The following is an 18,832-nucleotide window of genomic DNA, read 5'->3' as shown; positions in this document are numbered from 1 at the left end:
ACCCACCGGCGGTGCTCGCCCGCCGAGGAACGGGGCTCGCGCGACAGCGCCGGACCCGTCCCCGGCGGACCGGAGTCGGCGACTCACCGGCGTTCCCGCAGTTGGCGCATGTGGTCCTCGCCGCAGGCGGTGAGCACCACGTCGCCGACCCTCTCGTAGCGGGCGTTGTCCCGGTCGACAGGACGACCGCACAGGTCACAGAACTCGACCACGTCCCCGCTGTCCCGTGTGGAACCGTTCATGCGCCGAAGTATGCCCGCCGAAGCCCTCCACGGCCCGGTGGACGGAGACGACCACGGTGTGGTACGCGGTCAGCGGGACTGGAGCAGCGGCATCGCGGGGGCACCGCTGGGAAGGACGTACTTGGCGACGAGCACCGGAACACCGTCGGCGCTGACCACCTGGGTGACCAGCACCACCGGGGTTTCCGGAGGTCGTTCGAAGACTTCCCCGCGCTGCCTGCCCAGCAGGGTGGCGCTCAGTCCGCTCGACCCGTGCAGGGACAGGGCGGGCTCGTGGGAACCCAGCACGTCCAGCACTGTGCGCCTCCGGTCCACGGCGGCCTCCAGCTCGGCGGGCAGCTCCGCGTCCCTGTCCCGCAGCATGTCGTCGGGAAGCGTCCACTCCTGGACCAGACACGCCGCACGTCCGTCCGAGTCGACGACGCTCTCCCAGAACCGGACCTCGCGATGGGCGGGGACCGGCAGGTGTTGCAGCACCAGATCCGTGGGTTCCTCGGAGGAACGGGTCAACGCCCGCACCCGTGTCTGCCCCGGCAGCAGGTGCTCCACCGGGCACAGTCGTTCGAAGCCCTTGCGGGGCGTTCCGCTGCGCACGGTGCGCCCCACCCCACGGCGCACCGTGATCACCCCGTCCTCCTGCAGCAGGATCAGAGCCTCACGCAGGGCGGGGCGACTCACGCCCAGTTCCGCCGCGAGCGCGGGTTCGGAGGGCAGGGTGGATCCGGGAGGATACCGCCCGGACCGGATGGACTCGACGATCCGCTCGTAGAGATCCACCGCCGGCCTGCGTCGTGCTCGATGCCCCGACACCTTCACCTCACTCCCGAACGATGTCAGACAAGTTAGCCAATCCGGGTGGCCGCGTCAATCACTCCCCCTTCGCGTTTTCCCCGCTTCGGGAATCTCCGGAGTACACTGCGATCGAAGGACTCTCCGCGCGAGGCGCTTGACGGGGAGGAGCCGCATTGGTAGACACTCGGTCCAAACCGAGCTTGTCTGACAACAGACTCACTTTCCGGACCGCTGCGGGCCGAGTTCCCCGGTTCACTCGGCCACTGGACACACCCCATCGAGATCGACGCGCTTGACGAGGAGACACGGCTCGTGATGACGACTCCCACGATCGAACAGATCCGGCAGGCCCCGAAGGTCCTGCTGCACGATCACCTGGACGGCGGACTCCGCCCGCGCACCGTCGTGGAACTGGCCGAACGCACCGGGTACCGGCACCTGCCGACCAAGGACCTGGACGGGATCGAGCAGTGGTTCGCCGCGGCCACCAACGCCGGATCCCTCGAGGAGTACCTGGAGCGTTTCGTCCACACGGTGGGTGTGCTGCAGACCCCGGAGGCCCTGATCCGGGCCGCCTCCGAGTGCGCCGAGGACCTGGCGGCCGACGGTGTGGTCTACGCCGAGGTGCGCTACGCGCCCGAACTGAGCACCCAGGCCGGTATGGAACTCGACGAGGTCGTCGAGGCACTGCTGGAGGGCTTCAAACAGGGAACGGCACGGGCCGCCGAAGCGGGACGTCGCATCCGGATCGGCCTGTTGCTGTGCGCGATGCGTCAGGAGTCCCGGTCCTCCGAGATCGCCCGATTGGCCGTACGCTACCGCGACTCGGGGGTGGTCGGTTTCGACATCGCCGGACCGGAGGCCGGACACCCCCCGACCCAGTCCCTGGAGGCGTTCGAGTACCTGCGCAGGGAGAACTTCCACTTCACCATCCACGCCGGCGAAGGGTTCGGACTGCCCTCCATCTGGGAGGCCATCCAGTACTGCGGAGCCGCCCGGCTGGGCCACGGGGTGCGTATCCTCGACGACATCACCGTCGACGAACACGGCCGGGCCGCTCTCGGACGACTCGCCTCGTTCGTCCGGGACCGTCGGATACCGCTGGAGATGTGCCCCCGGTCCAACGTCCACACCGGCACGGTGGACTCACTGGCCGAACACCCCATCGCCCTGTTGCGGAAACTGCACTTCAGGGTGACGGTGAACACCGACAACAGGCTCATCAGCCAGACCAGCATGACCCGGGAGTTCTCCGAACTCATCGAGCACTTCGGCTACTCCCTGGACGACATGCAGTGGTTCACGGTCAACGCGATGAAGTCGGCCTTCCTGCCGTTCAACCAACGGCTGGCCCTCATCAACGAGGTCATCAAGCCGGGCTACGCCGCACTGCGCTCGGAGTCCCTGTTCGGCAAGGTCGACGACTCCGTGGGACCGCTTCCGACCGCAGGGCACTGAAGGAAAGAGCCGCGGTGGCCGGCCCGCGTGAGACCGGGGCGGACGGCGAACCGGCCCGCCCGACGGGAAGGGCGAGCTCCGTCGGGCGGGCCACCGCTCTGCCGCGGGTGCGGAATCACACCGAGGACGGAGCCCTCACCGGCTCGCGTGAACAGGGGAGCTCGGGATCCCACTCCGCTCGGACTCGTGTTCCGCCGGCTGCCCCGACCCGCTGCCGCGGAAACCACGCAGCCGGAGGCTGTTGCTGACCACGAACACGGAACTGCAGGCCATGGCCGCACCAGCGATCATCGGGTTGAGCAGACCCGCCGCCGCCAACGGAAGGGCGGCGACGTTGTAGGCGAAGGCCCAGAACAGGTTGCCCTTGATCGTGCGCAGGGTTCGGCGGGACAGCCTGATCGCGTCGACGACGGCCCGTGGATCCCCCCGCACCAGTGTGAGGTCCCCGGCCTCGATCGCCACGTCGGTGCCGGTCCCCATCGCCAACCCGAGGTCGGCCCGGGCCAGTGCCGCGGCGTCGTTGACCCCGTCACCGACCATGGCGACCGTGCTTCCCCGCTCTCTCAGCCGTTCGACGACGTCCGCCTTCTCCCGAGGCAGCACCTCGGCGACGACCTCCTCGACACCGATCCGGGAGGCGATCGCCTCGGCGGCGGCCCTGTTGTCCCCGGTGAGCAGCATCGGCTTCAGTCCGAGCTCACGCATCCCCCGAACGGCTTCGGCCGCCGTCGGTTTGACGGTGTCGGAGACGGCCAGCACCGCGCGGGCTCTTCCGTCCCAGGCCACCATGATCGCGGTGCCGCCCTTCCGTTCGGCCTCGTCCCTGGCCGTGTCCAACGAGTCGGGCACGACGACACCGTGCTGTTCGAGCAGACGCTGCCGCCCCACCAGCACCGTCCTCCCGTCGACGACGCCGCGGACACCGAGTCCTTCCACATTGGAGAACTCCTGGATCTCCGGCAGGTTCCGCACCCGTGTCCGTGCGGCGTCGACCACGGCCCGCGCCACGGGGTGCTCCGATCCGTCTTCCAGGGCCGCCGCGATCCGGAGCACCTCCTGTTCCGACTCACCGTCGGCGGGCCGGACGTCGACGAGTTCCATGCGTCCCTCGGTCACGGTCCCGGTCTTGTCCAACACCACCGTGTCGACCCTCTTGGTCGACTCCAGCACCTCGGGCCCCTTGATCAGGATTCCCGACCGGGCGCCCCGGCCGGTCCCGACCATCAGAGCGGTCGGAGTGGCCAGCCCGAGCGCGCAGGGGCAGGCGATGATCAGCACGGCCACGGCGGCGGTGAAGGCCGTGGTCACACCGCCGCCGGAGAGCAACCAGAACACCAGGGTTCCGAGGGCGAGCGCGATCACCACGGGGACGAACACGGCCGAGACGCGGTCGGCGAGCCGTTGGACCCGCGCCTTGCCCGCCTGGGCGTCCTCGACCAGCTTGGCCATCCGGGCCAACTGGGTGTCGGATCCGACCCGGGTGGCACGGACGACCAGCCTTCCTCCGGCGTTGACGGTGGCTCCCGTCACCGAGGAGCCGGGCCCCACCTCCAGCGGAACGGACTCCCCCGTCACCATGCTGGTGTCCACCGCCGAGGCACCGTCGACGACCACCCCGTCTGTGGCGATCTTCTCACCAGGCCGTACCACGAAGTGATCGTCCACCCCCAGTTCCTCCACGGGAACGCGCCGTTCCTGCCCCTCACGGAGGACGGTGACGTCCTTGGCGCCGAGTTGGAGCAGGGAACGCAGGGCGGCTCCCGAACGACGTTTGGCCCGGGACTCGAAGTACCTGCCGGCCAGGAGGAAGGTGGTCACTCCCGCGGCGACCTCCAGATATATCTGTTCCCCACCACCACCGCGTTCGGCCACGAACTCGAATCCGTGCGTCATCCCGGGGACACCGGCTCCGCCCAGCAGCAGCGCGTACAACGACCACCCGAAGGCAGCCAGGGTGCCCATCGAGATCAACGTGTCCATGGTGACCGCACCGTGGCGGAGATTGGTCCAACTCGCCCGGTGGAACGGCAGCGCCCCCCACACCACCACGGGGGCCGCCAGAGTGAGCGAGATCCACTGCCAGTAGGTGAACTGGAGGGCGGGAATCATCGCCAGCGCCACCACCGGCACGGACAACGACGCCGAGACGAGCAGTCGCACGCGCAACCCTTCGAGCTCGGTGTCGCGCTCCTCGGTGGAGGAGGGATCCTGCCGGGACGGTTCGGAGGCGCGGGAGTCCGCGGCCGGGGGGACGGCGTCGTAGCCGGCCGCCTTCACGGTGTCGACCAGCTCATCCGTGCCCATGCCCACCGGGTGGCGCACCCGGGCCTTCTCCGTGGCGTAGTTGACCGTGGCGGCGACCCCGTCGAGCCTGTTGAGTTTGCGCTCGATGCGTGCGGCGCACGAGGCGCAGGTCATCCCGCTTATGGACAGTTCCGTCTCGGTCGTGGTCGCCGCGGAGGCCGTGTCCTGTCGACCGGTCATCATCGGTCCCTTCCGCTGTGCCGTGTTCACCGGGAAGCCGGGAGGCACCGTGGAACAGTGCGCTTCGAGGACCCGGCTCCGGGCCGCTCGTGGGTCCGTCGTTCCGAACATCCCGGATGTTATACCCTACGGGGGTACCGTGTCAAAACGGAAAAGGGACCCCACCGGGGCACCATCACGGAACCGTCACCCTCCCGGCGTCCGCGCGACGCGGATCCTCCGGGGGCCTACCCAGTACCACAACGGGAGCGGGGTACCAGAGGGGACAGTCACCGGGAGGCGAGCTCGGAAACGGTCGTCACCGGAACGCACCCGGCGGACTCAGTGGCTCACGAACGGACCAGGCGCGCGATCGCGTCGCTGGCCTCGCGGACCTTCTCGTCGGCGTCCTGGCCACCCTCGGTCAAGGCCTCGGCGACACAGTGCTTGAGATGCTCGTCGAGCAGCCCGAGGGAGACGGCCTGCAGCCCCTTGGTGGCCGCCGAGATCTGGGTCAGCACGTCGATGCAGTACTCGTCGTTCTCGATCATGCGGGCCAGCCCTCGGACCTGCCCCTCGATACGCCGCAGCCGCTTGAGGTAGTCCTCCTTGTCCTGCGTGTATCCGCGCATCTCACACTCCCATCGCCCGCTCGACGGTCCAGCGCCCACGTTACCCGGGGCGACACCCGCGAACACGCGCCGAGCCACCCCGGAGGCTCCCTTCCATCATACGGTAGGGGGGTAAGGGGCCCGTAGGACGCGGAGGTGGAGCACGGAGGACAAACGCCTCGCTCCTCCGGTCGGGCCGCCCGGACGAAGGCCTCCTCGGCGACGGAAGGATCGGCCCACGGCAGCCGACACCTTGCACCAATAAGCGAATGTTTATATATTCATCGCCGAACGGATGCGTAAGTATTGATGAATTGGAGCCTCCTCGGTGCACCCGCGAGAGTCAGACTCCCCCACGACACAGCACGGCCACAGTCACGGTCACAGTCACGGGGTGAGTCCCCACGCCGACAGGAGAAAACTGCTCCTCGCCCTGCTCCTGCTGGGCGGGTTCATGGTCGGTGAGACCGTGGCGGCTCTCGTGGCCAACTCGCTGGCGCTGCTCTCGGACGCCGCGCACATGCTCAGTGACACGGCCTCGATCGCCTTCGCCCTGATCGCCATGACACTGAGCAGCTGGGGCAGCTTCGGCTCCTACACCTTCGGCCTCAAGCGCTCGGGCACCCTGGCCGCCTCGGTCAACGGCCTCACGCTCACCGCACTCGGCGGCTATCTCGGCTACGAAGGCATCACCCGCCTGATTGACCCACCCGAGGTGGGCGGACTCACCGTGTTGGTGGTGGGAAGCATCGGCGTCCTGGTGAACCTGCTCGCCACCTGGATCCTGGCGAAGGCCAACCGGGACAGCCTCAACATCGAAGGGGCCTTCCAGCACGTGCTCAACGACCTGTACGCCTTCCTCGGCACCACGGTCTCGGGAGTGCTCGTGTTGACCACGGGATTCATGCGCGCCGACGGACTGGCCGCACTGGTGGTCGCGGCCCTGATGCTCAAGTCCGGGCTCTCCCTGGTCGCCGAGTCCGCGCGGGTGTTCCTCCAGGCGGCCCCCAGGGGCCTCGATCCGGCCGAGATCCGCTCCGAGCTGCTCTCCGACCCCAGGGTCACCGGTATCGGCGATCTGCACGTCTGGGAAATCACCTCCGGTTTCCCGGCGCTCTCGGCCCACGTCGTCGTCCACGACCACTGCGATCCCGACGCCGTCCGGAAACACCTGAGCGAACTGCTGGACGAACGGTTCGACATCGACCACACCACGATCGAGGTCGCCCGGTCCTCCACCGCCCCCGCCGCCGAGAGAATCGCCTCACGCGGCTGCCCCCCGTTGCGGGAAGCCTCCCGGTAGTGGCGCTCGGCAGCGCATCCGGCTCACTCCGACCGACGACGGGTTCCCGAGGAACACGGGGCGACGAGGTTTGGCACCGCGCCCTCGCCGGGAATCCACCGGAAAACATCCCGCCGCAGCCAAACAGTTGGAGTGGAGTGATCGAGATGCGCCGCTCGTCGAATCCGCGAGAGCAGCACACCGCGGAGGAGGACCGCCGGGAGACGCGGGCCTCGACACCGTCGGCCGACGAGATCCGCGCGGAGTTCGACGAGGAGGAGGCGGAGCGGGACACCGTCATCACGCTCGGGTACAACTGAGCCGTCGGCGGGTGGCCCCGTCGCGCCGGACAGGTCGGCTCACTCGATTCCTCCGGCGCCGACCGGAACCTCCGTTCCGCTTCCGAAAGCACCGCAGGGGCCACCGTGGCCCGCGCTAACGACCGCCGGTGAGCAGTCGAGCGCGTTCCTGTTCCTCCGGGACCCTGCCCTCCAGGATCCGGCACAGTCGGGACTTCCCGGTGGCCGGGGACAGGCACTCCAGCCCGGTCGCCCTGGCCCGAGCCAGCCAGTATCCCTGCTCCGGAGTGCAGTCGCCGTCGAGCACGTCCTCGTCGGCGATCACGTACCGCACTTCCGGGTCCACTCTCCCGACGAGCCGGAAACCAGCCCGCCGTGCCCAGTCACGAAACCTCTCCAGCTCGGCGGAGTCACCTATCAGCAGGAGTTTCGTCGCGGTGAAGGGCATGGCCGCTCCCTGTGTCGATCGTCCGAAACACGCGGGGTGTCGTGCGTAGGCGTTGTCGGTCCCGGAGTCGTCGAAACCGGGCCGAGGGGTGAACCGACACCCCGGCCGGCCCGCTACCACTGAGTTCCCCGTTACGGAGGGCCGGCAAACCCGCGTGGGCGCCGGCCCCGGGAGACAGCGCGAACACCCGCCCGGCATTCCGCGGTTCAGGGCAACACCGGCCCGTCCAACAGCGGGAGGAACAGCCCGGCACCGATTCCGGCCAGCAGGGACACCGAGGCCGCGATCCCGCCGCCGAGAGCCGCCCGCCCTCCGGTGGGAACCGGACCGCCGTCCCGGGCGGACACCGCCGGCAGGAACACGGGAACGAGCCAACGCAGGTAGTAGAAGAGACTGATCACGGTGTTGACCACGGCGACCGCGGCCAACCACCCGTACCCACCGTCCACGGCCGCCACAAACACTCGCAGTTTGCCGAGGAAAACCGCTGTGGGAGGTGTTCCCACCAGCCCCAGCAGGCACACGAGCAGTACCACGGCCGCGCCCGGCCGCCATCGGGCCATCCCCCGATAGTCCCGGGGTGTCTCGGCGTACGGAAACCGGCACACCACGGCGAAAGCCCCGAGGTTGGTCACCGCGTAGGCGAGCAGATAGTACAGCAGCGCCGGTCCGGCGAACTCGCTCTCGCCGGCCACCGTCACCGCCAGCAGCAGGTACCCGACCTGGCTGATGGTGGAGTAGGCCAACAACCCCCGCACCGTCGGCTGGTTCAGCGCGGCGAGGTTGCCGAGCGTCATGGCCGCGGTGGCCAGGAGCGCGAACAGCACCGGCCATCCACCACCCGCCGGGAACACCCCTTCCACCAGGCGGAACAGGGCCACCAGTCCACCGATCTTCGGCAGGGTGGTCACGAGGGCGGCCACGGCCGCGTCCGCCCCTCTGGTCACGTCGGGGATCCAGAACTGGGTGGGCACCGCCCCGGCCTTGAACAGCAATCCGGCCAGCAGAGCCACGGCGGCGATCGCGACCACGCTCGGTGGGGCCGTGGGCAGAGTACGGGCGAGCACCGCGTAACCGGTGGAACGCCCCACCCCGTAGAGCAGGGTCGCCCCCGCGATCATGACGACCCCGAACAACGCCCCCAGCAGGTAGTACTTCAGCGCGGCCTCCGTTCCCACGGCATCCCCGCGGAACCCCGCCAGGGCGTACAGGGGGACCGAGGCGAGCAGATAGCCCGCGACCAGCAGGGACAGATCCGTGGCACCGAGCAGCACGAGCGTGCCCAACGCCCCGAGCTGCACGAGCACGTGGAACTCGGTCTCCCTGGGGTGGGAACGCACCGACTCCGCCGACAGCAGGATCACCAGCAAGGTGCCGCCCAGCACCACCACCCGGCCCGTCTGCGTGGCGACGTCCACCGCGTAGCTGCCCCCGAAGACCGGATGGGGAAGTGGTGGTGCCGCGAACACCGCGGCCAGTCCGAGCAGGCAGGCCAGTACCGCCATCAGCCGCACCGGCCACTGGTGTCGCAGCGGCAGCCAGGATCCCAGCAGCAAACCGAGGACGGCCCCCGTGGCCAGGATCGTCTCGGGCAGCAGTGCGGTGAATCCGGACTCCATCAACCGATCGCCCCGACGAGGTGGACGGCTCCGGCTTCGATGGGGGCGAGCAGCCAGCGGGGCAGCGTCCCGATCAGCAGGGCCGCACCGAGCAGCGGAAGCATCGCCGTCAGTTCGTTCGCTCGCAGGTCGGTGAAGTCGTGGGAGCCCTCCGTGGGGCGGGGAGGGATCGAAGGTCGTTCACCGAGGCAGATCCGGTGCAGCGCACGCAGCAGCAACGCGGCCGTGACCAGGATGCCCGGCAGCGCCAGGGCCGCGGCGAGGGTGGCGGTGGCCAGTGCTCCGGCGAGGATCTGGAACTCGGCGACGAACCCGGAAAACCCCGGTATCCCGAACGAGGCGAACACGGTCACGGCCGTGACACCGGCGAACACCGGCGCGGGTCCGGCCAGCCCGGAGTACTGTCCCATGGCGTGGGTTCCTCCCCGCGCGTACAGCGCTCCCGCGAGCAGGAACAGCACCCCGGTGAGCAGCCCGTGGCTGACCATCTGGGTGACGGCCCCGGTCACGGCCAGCACACGAGCCTGCTCCGCCGAGCCGACGGCCAACCCCGCCGAACCCAGGGCGAGGATCACGTATCCCATGTGGTTGACCGAGGTGTAGGCGACCATGCGTTTGAAGTCCTCCTGGGCGAAGGCGACCAGGGCTCCGTAGAGGACCGAGACCACCCCCAGCAGCACCACGAGCCAGGCGTACTCGTTCCAGGTTCGGGGCAGCAGGGGCATGGCGATCCGCACGAACCCGTAGGTGCCCATCTTCAACAGCACTCCGGCGAGGATCACCGAACCGACGGCGGGCGCGTCCGTGTGCGCGGGGGGCATCCAGGTGTGGAAGGGGAAGACCGGCGTCTTGATCAGCAGCCCCACCCCGATCGCTCCCAGTACCAGCGCGCCGAACACTCCCTGTCCCGACAGCGGGGCGGCCCGGGCGAGTTCGACGATGTCGAAGGTGTGCGGCTCGGCGGCCAGGTAGAGGCCGAGGAAACCCAGCAGCAGCGCCAGCGAACCGAGGAACGTGTACAGGAAGAACTTCAGGGCCGAGGGCCCGGCGTTGCCACTGCCCCAGCCGGCTATCACGAAGTACATCCCCACGATGGACAGGTCGAAGTAGACGAAGAAGAGGATCAGGTCCAGCGCGGTGAACAGTCCGAGACAGCACGTCTGCAGGAACAGGAACAGCAGCACGAATCCCTTGACGCCGCGCGTGCGGTGCACCGAGTGGACCGCACAGGCCAAAAACAGTGCGGAGGTGAGCCCCACCAGCGGCAGGGACAACCCGTCCACGCCGACGTGGTACCCCACCCCCGCTCCGGGGATCCAGGGCACCCGCTGTTCGAACGTGATGCCCGTACCCGCCGCGTGAACCAGCCACACCACGAGGACCAGCAGTGCGTCGACCGCCGCCGCGCACACCCACCCCACCGTGAACACCCGCGGGGAGACGGTGGAGGGAAGCGGGGCCAACGCCGCCGCCACCGCCAACGGGAGGAACACCACCAGACTCAGCACGGGTCACCTCACCACCAGCAGCAGCAACGCCAGCGCGAGGAGCGCGACCACGGCCTGGGCGTAGTACTGGTGCAGCAGGCCGGTCTGTGCCCGCCGGGCCGTCCGTCCGAGACCGCCCACGACGGCGGACAGCGTGTACACCCCTCCGTTCAACGGGCGTTCTACCGCCCGTTCGAGCGCACGTGCCGACCGGATCCCAGCCCCGGCCAGCGCGTGCACACCACGGTCGAGCACACGGTCGTCGAACGTCGCCAACGCGGCGGCCAGCGCGGCGAGCGCGCGTACGGGCAACCGAGCCAGTGGGGTTCCGAACACCCCCCAACGGCGCAGCCCGGAACGGATCCTGGCGGGAACGGGCGGCGGACGCCGCCCCCACCACCAGACCACCGCGGCCGTGACCACGGCGAGCGCGGCGGAGAACGCTCCTTCCGCCGGAGTGGGAACGGCCGGGGCGGAAACACCGATCGCGCGCGAAAGGCGCTCGGACGTCCACGGCAGGGTGAGGACTCCGAGCACGGCCGCCGCCGCGGACAACAGGGCCGGGGCGGGGATCGCGCGTCCAGGTGGGAGGCCTCCCCCGGATTCGGTCCCCTGCCGCACGACGGGCGGCCCACCCGGTGGGGGTGTCAGCACCAGCCGGACGGCTTTGACCCCGTAGAGCGTGGCCAGTGTCGCCGCCGCCGTTCCGAGGGAGTACAGCGCCGCGTCGTGTTCGCCGAGCCCGGCCAGAATCCCGTCCTTGGTCGCCCACAACGACAGCGGAGGCAGTCCGGCCAGCACCGCCGCGGCGAGCGTGAAAACCCCTCCGAGTCCACCCCGGACCCGCCCCACTCCCCGCAGTTCCACCAACCTCTCGGTGCCGAACCCGACCAGCCAGGCTCCGGCCACGAGGAACAGTGCCGCCTTCGTCGCCGCGTGCGCCACCAGATGCGCCGTACCGCCGAACACGCCGCCGGTACCAGCGGCGAGCACGACGAAACCCAGCTGGGCCGAGGTGGAGGCGGCCAACAACTGCTTGAGGTCCCGCTGGGCCACGGCCACCAGTCCCAGCACCAGCGCGGTGAGCGCCCCGATCCAGGCCGTGGCCGCAGCAACCCCGCTCTCCTCGGCGAGCAGGGGGTGCACGCGCAGCAGCAGGTACCCGCCCGCCGCGACCATGGTCGCCGAGTGCAACAGAGCCGAAACCCCGCTGGGACCTTCCATCGCCCGGGAGAGCCAGAAGTGGAACGGCAGTTGGGCCGACTTGCCCAGCGCGGCCACCACGAGTCCGCCCGCGGCCACGGTGGACCAGGGGGCCGCGAGCTCCGGAAGCTCGTCCAGGGCCAGCGAACCCGCTCCCCCGGCCAGGGCGGAACCGGCGGCCACGTACATCCCGAGGTCGGCGCTTCTGGTGGTGAGCAGTGCGGTGTTCGCGGCCCGCACGGCGGTGTTCCGCCGCCACCAGAAGCCGATCAGCGCCCAGCTCGTCGCCCCCATGACCTCCCAGCAGACGAGCAACGGGACCAACCCGGAGGCGGTGACGGTTCCCAGCATGGCCCCGGAGAACACCAGCATCAGCCCGGTGAACCTGGCCGCCGACTCGCGCGGGCCGATCGCCGTGGCGCAGAACCACAGCACCGCGAGGACCACCGCGGTGACCGGGACGAGCAACAGACCCGACGGACCCTCCACGGCCAGCCCGAACCCGATTCCCCGGAACAGCGGCACCTCGGAACTCGGACGCACGACCGTGGCCGCCACGGCCGCCACCAGATCCGCCGCGGCCACGGCGATCCCGACGGGAAAGGCGGGCACCGCACCGCGTGTGCCCGTACAGGCCAGCACGCCCCCGGTCAGGACGGGTAGCAGGACCAACGACCACACCAGGAAGGCCATCAACTACCCCCGCAGGTCGGCGGCCTGGTCGCTGGTGTCCACGTCCCTGGCCCGGAACAGGGCCGTGACCACGGCGAAACCCACCGCCATCTCCACCGCCATGGCGGTGACGGTCACCAGGACGAGCACCTGCCCCTCGGAGGCCTCCGGATTCACGAGGTGGTGGAACGCGGCCGCGGCGAGCACGACCCCGGCGATCATCAGCTCCAGCCCCATCATCAGCATCACGATCGACTGCTGGGACAGGGCCCCGTAGAGTCCCGTCGCGAACAGCGCGGAGGCGGTGAGCAGAAACGGTTCCGGAGTCATCGCCGCTCCCCCGGCGACACGGTCGTGGGGCCGAGGCCCCCCGGAACCGGGTCGGTGGGACGACCGCGCGGGCTCCCCCCGAAACGGTCGTAACGTCCCCTGGGCATAGACAGGGTCACCGTGGCGAGGATCGCGGCGAACAGCACCATGCCCAGAGTCATCATCGTCGGCATCTGGGAGGACATCAGTTCCGCCCCGAGCTCCGCTGTGGGATCGGACACGGGGCGTCCCACCCGTTCCGGCCAGTCCACGAGCAGGGTCCCGGCCGCCAGCAGGCAGAAGGTGCCGACCGAGACCGCCATCGCGCCCGCCCTGTTGTGGTACATGGCCATGGGCACCAGTCCGGCCGGGTTCATCATGTACATGACCATGAAAACGGCCATGATCACCATCTCCATGACCGTCATCAGCACGAGCACCACCCCGAGGTAGTTCAGCCCCAGCAGCAGCACCTCGAAGGCGACGAACAGGAACGAGGCCAGCAGGGCGAAGGTCACCCGGGCCATCGAGTCCAGCCGGAAGACCAGTAGGGCGCACACCACGGCGAGCACACCGAAACCCCAGGCAAGAACCGTCTGCACCGTTACTCCTCACCGGATCAGCACCATCACCGACACCACCAGCACCTGCAGCAGACTCGCCGGCAGCAGCACCGTCCAGGAGAACTCGGCGAACCTGTCCACGCGCACCGTCGGGAAACGACGGGACAGCCAGACGACACACGTCACCACCCCGGCCGTCTTGACCACGCTCCACAACCACGGCGGCAGCAGCGGTCCCTGTCCACCGCCCAGGAACAACGGCACGGAGAAGGCGAGGGCCACCACGAACAGCAGCCACCTGCCCGCCAGGAACAGCAGACGATCCACGCCGGACAGCTCCGTGGCCGCACCGCCGGCCAGGTCCGTGCCCACCGGGGCGCCGAACGGGGCCCGGAAAGCCATCGCGGCCGCACTGATCAGATACACCACGAACGCCACCGGCATCCACGCCACGAACCAGACGTTCCGCTGGGCCTCGACGACCTCCCCCACCCGCAACGTCCCCGCCGCCGTGGCCACGGCGATCAGGGCGAACATGTGCGGCAGCTCGTAACACAGTCCCTGGGCCACGAACCGATATCCACCGACCAGGGAGAAAACCGAGTTCGCCCCCCACCCAGCGGCCCACACGGCCGCCCATCCCAGAATCTCCGCCGCGTTGAACCACACGATCCCCACGTCGGGATCGGCCACGACGTACTTGCCGAGCGGCAGCACGAGCGCGGCCAACAACGCCGCCACGGGCACGGCCGCCACCCCCACCCGCCACAGCACCGTGTCGGCCGCGCGGGTTCCGCGCCGCTGGGTCACCAGCGACCGGACCGTCTCCCGCAGGGGTGTGAGGAGTTCCCTCCCGGAGGAAGTACCACCCGCCCGGGCCGAGAGCACCGAGTCGAAGGCGACCGCACCGCAGGCGAACCCGCCGAGTGCCACGGGCAGGACCGCCGGCCACCACAGCGGAGTCTCAAGCACCGGAGAACCCCCACCCCTCATCCGGCGGGGTCCCGGTGCCGCGCGGGTCGAGGCTGGCCACCGTCAGCCGCGCCGCCGACAGCTCGGCCCCCTCCAACAGAGCGGGCAACACCTCCAGTACCGGACCGGAACGAACCCAGGCGGGCGCCTCCGTGGTTCCGGAAAGGGCGGAGGTGTCGTCGACCTCGCGTGCCCCGCGCTCGATCTCGGTCAGCCACTCCCGCCACCGTGCCGCCACGTCGCCGCCGGCCCGGCTCGCCCGCAGCACGGTTCCACCGAAGCCGGCCCGGTGGGCCCTCCCCGTGGGGAGCACCCCGATGTCGCTGGTGAGCCAGGTCAGCGTCCGGCTACGTCGCAGCCTCCCGGCCAGGCGGGCGATCCGGGCACGCAGCCGTCTCCCCGGTCCTCCCGCCAACGTCTCGTCCCGGATCCTCCGGGCGAGTCCGGCCGGATCCGGCCATCCCACGACCGTGAGTAACCCCGCCAGGCTGTCCAGCCGGGCAGCCACCACCCGGCGTGCGGCCCGCCCCCTGGTAACACGGTGTCCTTCGGCGGCGTGGCGCCACGGTTCGCCCCAGAACTCTCCCTCGGCGTCGGGGTCGTCGAGCCGTTCCGCCTCGACCCGCTGAAGGACGTCTCCCTGCAGAACGGTGTGAACGAGCAGGCCGGGAGGCCATCCCGGAAGCGGCGGTCCGAGGGGGACGTGTAGCCGGTCGAGGGCGAGACCGTCCCGGTCCGGGCCGCGTCCGGCCATGGCGAGCCCCTCAGCAGTGCCCGCGTGGTGCTCGTGGCCCTCCGCCTCCCCGTGCGTTCCCCCGTGGGAAGCCGTCCGCCTCCCGGAGGAGTCCGAGTACCTTCTCTCTCCCCGGTTTTCCTCGGTCGTTCCGGCGTCGGCCCCGGACTCCGGAAGAGGGCTCCGTTGCCGCCCTCCCCCTGCCAGCTCGTCCCGCACGCTGTCGAAGAGGCGCGGAACCTCCCCGGCCTCCTCCACGTGGAGGAACAGCCGCGGCTCCGGTACGCGTCGCCACAGGGATCGGACCGTCCCGGCCAACCGGGCTCCCGCTGCCCCGGCCAGTACCAGCACGTCGGTGTCCGCCGGGGACAGAGCGCTCGGCCATCCGCGGCGACGCAGCTCATCGTCCACGGCCAGCCGGACCCGCGTCCCGCCCACTGCCTGGAGCACCATCACGTGCGGCCGGGCCAGGGCCAGGCGCAGCACGGTTCGACTCACACCCAACGCAGCGCCCCCTCGCGCCACGCGTGGACCACGCCGACGAGCAGGATGCCGAGGAAGACGAACATCTCCACGACCGCTCGTACGCCCACCGTGGACACCACCAGCGTCCACGGATACATGAACAGCATTTCCATCTCGAAGGCCAGATAGATCATCGCCAGCGTGTACCAGCGCACGTGGAACCGGCTGAAGGCGTGTTCGACCGGTTCCCCTCCGGGGAGGAACTGGTCGACGGACCGGTCCGGCCCCGCCACGGCCAACGCTCGCGCCGTCGCGTAGGCGATGCCCAGCCCCAGCAGTCCGATCCCGAACAACACCGGTAGCGCACCGAGACCGCTCATCGAAGCCCCCCCGCCACGGAAACGGCTCGCCACCAAGCGTGTCGTCCCTCACCCGGCCCGTGCACACTCTCACCCCCGCGGAACACCGCACCGATCCTCGCGCATCACAGGGGATCTCGCCCGTCGTCGAATGTTGTTCACATTCATCCGGACTCCGTACGAGGGCACCCGTGGGAGCGACGGGCCAGGCCGAGTCCGGCGGTCCCGCGGATCTCCTCCGAATTGCGCGACGCGGTGGAGGGTGCATCCTGGTGACACGGTTTCCCCACGGATCCGCGATGACCTCCCGCCGGTTTCCGCGCGGTTCGACCTCGCGTTGTCCCGGTGACCGCCCGGAACCGGACGAACGGCGGGAATCCGTCACCAGCAGCGGCCCGCGAACCCTCCCGATTGCGGGGAGAACATGTCCGAATTCGACATACCCGAGCAGAGCACCCGCACTCCGGAGATCGAGTCCCTTCCGGCCTACCGCCCCGGAGCGCGACCGGACAGACCTCTGCGCTGCGGTGATCACCATCCCGAAGCGGGAACGCTCGTGGTCTCGGCGAGCGGAACGCTGGACATGGCGGCCTCCACCGCCTTCGCCGAGTCCCTGCGGCGGCGCCTGGAAAGCGCGGCCGCCACCCTGGTACTCGACCTCTCCGACATCGAGTTCATCGACACCAACGGTGTGATCACACTGTTGGAGACCGCCGCACGTGCACGTCTACGGGGGGTCGAGCTCGTTCTCGTGCCGAGTCCCACGGTGACCCGACTGCTGACCCTGCTGGAGGTGGGCGACCGCTTCCTCCACGCGGACAGTGTCGAGCAGGCGACTGCCTCCTCGACGCGGGAAGCTGCCCGGCAACGCTCGCGGTGAGCACCGCCACCAGCGGTGGACAGTCCTACCGGCCGTCGCCTCCCAGCTCACGCAGCGCGGGGAGCAACTCTCTCTCGGCGAACCGGAAGAAGCCGACGGGATCGGTGTCGACTCCCACCTGTACGAGAGCCACGTCGGTGAAACCCGCGTCGAGGTAGGACGACACCGCGGAGACGATCGGCTCCACCTCGGGCCCGCACGGGATGGCCGTGGCCACGTCCTCGGGACGTACGTAGTGTGTCGCCGCGGCGAAAGCCGCCGGGCCGGGCAGTTCAGCGTTGACCTTCCACCCTCCGGCGAACCAACTGAACTGTTCGTGAGCCCGTTTCACCGCCGCCTCGCGGTCGGGGTCCCAGCAGACCGGCAGCTGCCCTATCTTGCGGTCCCCCACCCAGTGGGAACGACGCTCCCAGTCCGCGCAGAGCTGCCCGTCGGGCTGCACGGCGATCATGACATCGGACATCGGGGCGAACCGGTTCACCGACTGCGGCCCGGAAACCGCCGTTCCGATGGGGACCCTGCGGTCCGGAAGGTCCCACAGCCTGGCCGAGTCCACCCGGTAGTGGGTCCCGACGTAGTTGACGCTGCCGCCGTCGAACAGCGCGGAAATGATCTCGATGGCCTCGGAGAGCATCTCGTGCCGCAGGTTCACCGGGGGCCAGCCCCGTCCGACGACGTGCTCGTTGAGGTTCTCCCCGGCCCCGAGCCCGAGCAGGAACCGGTCTCCCGACAACAGGCCGACCGTCGCGGCCTTCTGGGCCACCACCACGGGGTGATACCGCATGATCGGCGCGGTCACGTAGGTCATCAGCTCGATGTCGCTGGTCGACTGGGTCACCGCTCCCAGCACACTCCACGCGTAGGGCGAGTGTCCCTGCGGCGTCAACCAGGGAAAGACGTGGTCACTGATCACCTCGAAGTCGAATCCGCTGCGTTCGGCCGCCGCGGCGTGCTCCACCAGGGAACGCGGCCCGGACTGTTCGGTCATCAGGGTGTATCCGATGCGCGCCATGCTCACCCCCCGAGTCGTGCGCGCAGCTCCGGGAGGAACCCGGCGTCGGCCTCCCGCAGCTCCTCCAGGTCGATGTCGTGTGGCAGCGCCGTGGAGGGACGCCGGTCCAGCAGGTACCGCACCGTCTCGGCCACCACGGTGCTCTCCTCGGGAGGTGGGGGTGCCAGATCGTCCAACACCTCCTGCCCGAGCACCACCCGGTGTTCGGTGGTGTGGCCGGCCTCGTGCACCTCGGCGGCGTAGCTGTGCTCACCCAGACGCATGACCTCGACGCTCTCGCTCATCACCTGCTCCCTTCCGGAACCCTTCCGGGGTAGGACAGTGTCGCGCCCGGGACCCACCACAGCGCGGCGCGGGCCGCGCGGACGGAGCCTCAGGCCGGGTGCATCTCACCGGTGCTGCCGGAATCCAGCAGTTCCCGCAGCTGTGGGGGCAGGGCGTGCCGCACCTTGTCCATCTGGCCGCCCTGAGTGGCCTCGCGCAGCACTTCCATGACCACGCGGCTGGAGTAGACGGCGCGGGGTTTCTCCAGCCCCGCCCTGGCTCCGACACGTTCGAGGAACTCGTCCAGGTCGAAACGCTCTCCGGTTCCCGTGCCGCTGAACACCTCGGTGCGGCGCAGGTGCTCACCGATCTCCCGGGGAAGCTGTGCGGCCACGTGCTCGGCGAGTCGCTCCGGAATCCTTTCACCCAGGGTCTCCAGCGTGGCGCGCGTGACGGCCTCGGCCGCGCCCCGGCTCGGGAGTTTCGCGCGTGCCTGGACCTGGCCGATGAAGGTGTCGTGTTGCATGGCTCCCCCTTCCGTGAACCCTTCCCTCCGGGGCTACCCAACGAGCGGCACCACCCAACCGGACCACCGAGGGTGTTTCGCGCTCCTCGCGGCGGAGGAAGGCACCCGGTGGGGTTCGGCAGCTCGGCCGCTGTCTCCGGCGGAGAGCGCGGACGGCCTCCACCGTCGTGACC

The 18,832-nt window shown here is 69.8% G+C and carries 20 protein-coding genes; 4 read left to right on the top strand and 16 right to left on the bottom strand.

The features are described 5' to 3' along the window. Positions 1-83: 83 nt before the first annotated feature. Positions 84-242: a hypothetical protein gene (locus ACTMO_RS23255; protein ID WP_019854107.1), complete on the bottom strand. Its 159-nt coding sequence runs from the start codon at positions 240-242 to the stop codon at positions 84-86. A 69-nt stretch (positions 243-311) separates the two neighbouring features. Next, positions 312-1,058 carry a GntR family transcriptional regulator gene (locus ACTMO_RS0107725; protein WP_033401511.1) on the bottom strand — a complete coding sequence of 249 codons (747 nt, stop codon included), beginning with the start codon at positions 1,056-1,058 and terminating at the stop codon, positions 312-314. A gap of 291 nt (positions 1,059-1,349) precedes the next feature. On the opposite strand from ACTMO_RS0107725, the gene ACTMO_RS0107720 reads away from it, so the two are divergent. Next, positions 1,350-2,492, top strand: coding sequence for an adenosine deaminase (locus ACTMO_RS0107720; RefSeq protein WP_019854105.1), 1,143 nt, complete (start codon positions 1,350-1,352; stop codon positions 2,490-2,492). A 135-nt stretch (positions 2,493-2,627) separates the two neighbouring features. Here ACTMO_RS0107720 and ACTMO_RS0107715 read toward each other — a convergent pair whose 3' ends face one another. Next, positions 2,628-4,979 carry a heavy metal translocating P-type ATPase gene (locus ACTMO_RS0107715; protein WP_033401799.1) on the bottom strand — a complete coding sequence of 784 codons (2,352 nt, stop codon included), beginning with the start codon at positions 4,977-4,979 and terminating at the stop codon, positions 2,628-2,630. A gap of 326 nt (positions 4,980-5,305) precedes the next feature. Continuing rightward, positions 5,306-5,587, bottom strand: coding sequence for a metal-sensitive transcriptional regulator (locus ACTMO_RS0107710; RefSeq protein WP_019854103.1), 282 nt, complete (start codon positions 5,585-5,587; stop codon positions 5,306-5,308). Between the two features lie 373 nt (positions 5,588-5,960). On the opposite strand from ACTMO_RS0107710, the gene ACTMO_RS20700 reads away from it, so the two are divergent. Together ACTMO_RS20700 and ACTMO_RS22890 are read left to right on the top strand one after the other, a co-directional pair. Continuing rightward, positions 5,961-6,869: a cation diffusion facilitator family transporter gene (locus tag ACTMO_RS20700; RefSeq protein ID WP_019854102.1), complete on the top strand. Its 909-nt coding sequence runs from the start codon at positions 5,961-5,963 to the stop codon at positions 6,867-6,869. 146 nt (positions 6,870-7,015) lie between these two features. Beyond that, complete coding sequence (locus ACTMO_RS22890) at positions 7,016-7,168, top strand: hypothetical protein (RefSeq protein WP_157062835.1); 153 nt, start codon at positions 7,016-7,018, stop codon at positions 7,166-7,168. Between the two features lie 115 nt (positions 7,169-7,283). On the opposite strand, the gene ACTMO_RS0107695 is transcribed toward ACTMO_RS22890, so the two are convergent. From ACTMO_RS0107695 to ACTMO_RS0107655, 9 genes are all read right to left on the bottom strand, one after another. Further along, positions 7,284-7,595 (bottom strand): hypothetical protein, encoded by a 312-nt coding sequence (locus ACTMO_RS0107695; RefSeq protein ID WP_019854100.1) that lies wholly within the window; start codon positions 7,593-7,595, stop codon positions 7,284-7,286. Between the two features lie 206 nt (positions 7,596-7,801). After that, positions 7,802-9,214 carry an NADH-quinone oxidoreductase subunit N gene (locus tag ACTMO_RS0107690; protein WP_019854099.1) on the bottom strand — a complete coding sequence of 471 codons (1,413 nt, stop codon included), beginning with the start codon at positions 9,212-9,214 and terminating at the stop codon, positions 7,802-7,804. Beyond that, on the bottom strand, positions 9,214-10,722 hold the full coding sequence (locus ACTMO_RS0107685) for a complex I subunit 4 family protein (protein WP_019854098.1): 1,509 nt from the start codon (positions 10,720-10,722) through the stop codon (positions 9,214-9,216). Before ACTMO_RS0107685 ends, ACTMO_RS0107690 begins: the two co-directional genes overlap by 1 nt. A 3-nt stretch (positions 10,723-10,725) precedes the next feature. Next, positions 10,726-12,597 (bottom strand): NADH-quinone oxidoreductase subunit 5 family protein, encoded by a 1,872-nt coding sequence (locus ACTMO_RS0107680; protein WP_026448974.1) that lies wholly within the window; start codon positions 12,595-12,597, stop codon positions 10,726-10,728. 3 nt (positions 12,598-12,600) lie between these two features. Then, positions 12,601-12,906, bottom strand: coding sequence for an NADH-quinone oxidoreductase subunit NuoK (gene nuoK / locus ACTMO_RS0107675; RefSeq protein ID WP_019854096.1), 306 nt, complete (start codon positions 12,904-12,906; stop codon positions 12,601-12,603). Continuing rightward, positions 12,903-13,487 (bottom strand): NADH-quinone oxidoreductase subunit J, encoded by a 585-nt coding sequence (locus ACTMO_RS0107670; RefSeq protein WP_019854095.1) that lies wholly within the window; start codon positions 13,485-13,487, stop codon positions 12,903-12,905. Before ACTMO_RS0107670 ends, nuoK begins: the two co-directional genes overlap by 4 nt. A 9-nt stretch (positions 13,488-13,496) precedes the next feature. Next, positions 13,497-14,420, bottom strand: coding sequence for a complex I subunit 1 family protein (locus ACTMO_RS0107665; RefSeq protein ID WP_019854094.1), 924 nt, complete (start codon positions 14,418-14,420; stop codon positions 13,497-13,499). After that, positions 14,413-15,651, bottom strand: coding sequence for a hypothetical protein (locus ACTMO_RS20695; RefSeq protein WP_019854093.1), 1,239 nt, complete (start codon positions 15,649-15,651; stop codon positions 14,413-14,415). The genes ACTMO_RS0107665 and ACTMO_RS20695 overlap by 8 nt, the downstream gene beginning before the upstream one ends. After that, positions 15,648-15,998, bottom strand: coding sequence for an NADH-quinone oxidoreductase subunit A (locus ACTMO_RS0107655; RefSeq protein WP_026448973.1), 351 nt, complete (start codon positions 15,996-15,998; stop codon positions 15,648-15,650). Before ACTMO_RS0107655 ends, ACTMO_RS20695 begins: the two co-directional genes overlap by 4 nt. A 403-nt stretch (positions 15,999-16,401) precedes the next feature. Between ACTMO_RS0107655 and ACTMO_RS0107650 the strand changes: the two genes are divergently transcribed. Continuing rightward, entirely contained in the window at positions 16,402-16,857 is a 456-nt protein-coding gene (locus ACTMO_RS0107650) for an STAS domain-containing protein (protein ID WP_019854091.1), read from the top strand. A 25-nt stretch (positions 16,858-16,882) separates the two neighbouring features. Here ACTMO_RS0107650 and ACTMO_RS20690 read toward each other — a convergent pair whose 3' ends face one another. The 3 genes from ACTMO_RS20690 to ACTMO_RS0107635 all read right to left on the bottom strand — a co-directional run bounded on the left by ACTMO_RS20690 (position 16,883) and on the right by ACTMO_RS0107635 (position 18,659). Continuing rightward, the gene (locus tag ACTMO_RS20690) at positions 16,883-17,869 is read right to left on the bottom strand and encodes a TIGR03557 family F420-dependent LLM class oxidoreductase (protein ID WP_033401510.1); all 987 of its coding nucleotides are present in this window, start codon (positions 17,867-17,869) and stop codon (positions 16,883-16,885) included. Positions 17,870-17,871: 2 nt separating this feature from the next. After that, positions 17,872-18,153 carry a hypothetical protein gene (locus ACTMO_RS0107640; RefSeq protein ID WP_019854089.1) on the bottom strand — a complete coding sequence of 94 codons (282 nt, stop codon included), beginning with the start codon at positions 18,151-18,153 and terminating at the stop codon, positions 17,872-17,874. Positions 18,154-18,242: 89 nt separating this feature from the next. Beyond that, entirely contained in the window at positions 18,243-18,659 is a 417-nt protein-coding gene (locus ACTMO_RS0107635) for a DUF2267 domain-containing protein (protein ID WP_019854088.1), read from the bottom strand. Positions 18,660-18,832: the final 173 nt, after the last annotated feature.

The organism is Actinopolyspora mortivallis DSM 44261, assembly GCF_000384035.1.
Taxonomy (GTDB): Bacteria; Actinomycetota; Actinomycetes; order Mycobacteriales; family Pseudonocardiaceae; genus Actinopolyspora; species Actinopolyspora mortivallis.
Note: the sequence above shows the minus strand (reverse complement) of the source record. Positions and strands in the feature narration are given on the sequence as shown.

Excerpts from the sequence above, each read along its gene's own strand:
- ACTMO_RS0107650 (WP_019854091.1), top strand. The coding sequence starts at position 16,402 with ATGTCCGAATTCGACATACCCGAGCAGAGCACCCGCACTCCGGAGATC.
- ACTMO_RS0107635 (WP_019854088.1), bottom strand. The coding sequence starts at position 18,659 with ATGCAACACGACACCTTCATCGGCCAGGTCCAGGCACGCGCGAAACTC.
- ACTMO_RS0107715 (WP_033401799.1), bottom strand. The coding sequence starts at position 4,979 with ATGATGACCGGTCGACAGGACACGGCCTCCGCGGCGACCACGACCGAG.
- ACTMO_RS0107695 (WP_019854100.1), bottom strand. The coding sequence starts at position 7,595 with ATGCCCTTCACCGCGACGAAACTCCTGCTGATAGGTGACTCCGCCGAG.
- ACTMO_RS23255 (WP_019854107.1), bottom strand. The coding sequence starts at position 242 with ATGAACGGTTCCACACGGGACAGCGGGGACGTGGTCGAGTTCTGTGAC.
- ACTMO_RS0107680 (WP_026448974.1), bottom strand. The coding sequence starts at position 12,597 with ATGGCCTTCCTGGTGTGGTCGTTGGTCCTGCTACCCGTCCTGACCGGG.
- ACTMO_RS20690 (WP_033401510.1), bottom strand. The coding sequence starts at position 17,869 with ATGGCGCGCATCGGATACACCCTGATGACCGAACAGTCCGGGCCGCGT.
- nuoK (WP_019854096.1), bottom strand. The coding sequence starts at position 12,906 with ATGACTCCGGAACCGTTTCTGCTCACCGCCTCCGCGCTGTTCGCGACG.
- ACTMO_RS22890 (WP_157062835.1), top strand. The coding sequence starts at position 7,016 with ATGCGCCGCTCGTCGAATCCGCGAGAGCAGCACACCGCGGAGGAGGAC.
- ACTMO_RS0107655 (WP_026448973.1), bottom strand. The coding sequence starts at position 15,998 with ATGAGCGGTCTCGGTGCGCTACCGGTGTTGTTCGGGATCGGACTGCTG.
- ACTMO_RS0107640 (WP_019854089.1), bottom strand. The coding sequence starts at position 18,153 with ATGAGCGAGAGCGTCGAGGTCATGCGTCTGGGTGAGCACAGCTACGCC.
- ACTMO_RS0107710 (WP_019854103.1), bottom strand. The coding sequence starts at position 5,587 with ATGCGCGGATACACGCAGGACAAGGAGGACTACCTCAAGCGGCTGCGG.
- ACTMO_RS0107720 (WP_019854105.1), top strand. The coding sequence starts at position 1,350 with ATGACGACTCCCACGATCGAACAGATCCGGCAGGCCCCGAAGGTCCTG.
- ACTMO_RS0107690 (WP_019854099.1), bottom strand. The coding sequence starts at position 9,214 with ATGGAGTCCGGATTCACCGCACTGCTGCCCGAGACGATCCTGGCCACG.